Annotated in this window: 2 protein-coding genes; both read left to right on the top strand. The window is 58.4% G+C overall.

Annotated features, from left to right (window positions below; translation table 11 throughout):
• The coding region (locus AC2VNK_RS07435; RefSeq protein ID WP_486883332.1) for a glycine--tRNA ligase subunit alpha at nucleotides 1-178 on the top strand (178 nt) is incomplete at its 5' end.
• A partial coding sequence (gene glyS / locus AC2VNK_RS07430) for a glycine--tRNA ligase subunit beta (protein WP_486883331.1) occupies nucleotides 178-1,862 on the top strand: 1,685 nt, incomplete at its 3' end. The genes AC2VNK_RS07435 and glyS, both read left to right, overlap by 1 nt.

Genomic DNA, 1,862 nt, shown 5'->3' with positions numbered 1-1,862 from the left:
CTATGAACGGGTTCTCGACTGCTCCCATACTTTCAACCTCCTGGATGCCCGGCATGCCATTGGCGTCAACGAACGCGCCCGTTTTATCGGTCGGGTTCGTGGCCTGGCCAAAGGCGTAGCGGAAATTTATGCCGAAGCCCGGGCCGAACTGGGCCATCCCCTGTTGCGGAGTGCCTGATGTCAACCCATGAAAAACTTCTGCGGGAAGATTGTCTTCTGGAAATCGGCTGTGAAGAGCTTCCCGCCCGCGAACAACTCCCCTTAAGGGATGCCGCAGTTGCGCAGATGACTCGCCTGCTGGGTGAAGCCGGGCTCGATTGTGGTCAGATTACGGCCTATGTCACCCCCCGACGTCTGGCTTTATGGATTCAGGGCCTCGCCCTGCACAGCCATCCCCGGGAAAGCATCCGGCGCGGCCCCCCGGTAGCGAGAGCCCGGGATGCCAATGGAAATGTTACACCCGCAGCCGAAGGTTTCGCCCGCTCCTGTGGTGTAAGCTTCGCCGATTTGCACACCCTTGAAACGGAAAAAGGCCCGGTGCTGGCCTGGCGGGAAATCGAAGCCGCACGCAGCAGTTACAGCCTGCTCCCGGAAATTGCCAGCCAGACGATTGCCGCCCTGCCCTTACGCAAAAGCATGCACTGGGGATCCCGTCAGGACAGCTTCCTGCGCCCGGTACGCTGGCTGCTTTTACGTCAAGGACAACAAGTCCTGGACTGGAAGGCATTTGGACTGCAAGCCGGAGGCATGAGCTTCGGTCATCGGGTCCATCATCCTGAATCCATCCTCATCCCGCAGCCCTCAGACTACGCCGAGGCCCTGATGCACGGCCAGGTGATGGCGGATTTTGACCTGCGCCGCGAGCATATTGCCCACAAAATTTCCGCCTTGGCCGAAGACCTGGGGGCTACCCCCATATTACCTCCCGCCCTACTGGATGAAATTACCGGTCTGAATGAGTGGCCGGTGATCCTGTTGGGCAGCTTTGCCGAAGATTACCTGCGGATTCCCGAAGAAGCACTGATCACCGTGATGATGCAGCATCAACGCTATGTTCCGTTACGTGGCGAAAATGGCCAACTGATAGCCCAATATGTGTTTGCAGCCAACTTGCACAGTCAGGATGCGCAAGTGGTGATTCATGGGAATAACCGGGTGCTGCGCGCCCGCCTGGCCGATGCCGCTTTTTTCTGGGATCAGGATCGCCAGAAACCCCTGGCCGAAAGACTTCCCGAACTGAAACAGGTCCTCTTTCAGGAGGGTCTGGGCAGCATTTATGACAAAACCCTGCGCCTGCAAAAACTGGCCCGGGCCTTCAGTCCGTTCTGTCAGGTCAATGCGGATGATCTGGAACGGGCCGCAGCACTCTGCAAAAGTGATTTGCTCTCCGGCGTGGTGGGAGAATTTCCCGAACTTCAGGGCATCATGGGCGGACATTACGCCCGTCATGACGGCGAAAAAGCCGAAGTCGCGGCGGCCATTGGTCAACATTACCTGCCCAACGGTCGCGATGATGATACCCCCCCGAGCCGGGCCGGTCAGTGCCTGGCCATCGCCGACAAGCTCGATACCCTCTGCGGCTTTTTTGCCATTGGCAAAGTCCCCAGCGGCGACCGGGATCCCTTTGCCCTGCGCCGGGCCGCATTGGGCATCTTGCGCATTATTCTCAATGCCGATTTAGTTCTGCACCTGGACAGCGTCGTTGATCTGACACTGGAGACTCTGGGGCGCGCCATCATCAAAGATCCTACGGCAGTTCGCAGCGCCATTCTCGACTTTTTCCAGGATCGGATGCGCGTCTATTTCAAGGAAGAAGGTTTTCGCGGTGACCAGATCAACGCCGTACTCAGCCGCCAGCCCCA

The organism is Acidithiobacillus sp. TH-A35 (genome assembly GCF_057473505.1).
The sequence above is the reverse complement of the archived record's forward strand: the minus strand, read 5'-3'. Positions and strand labels throughout refer to the sequence as shown.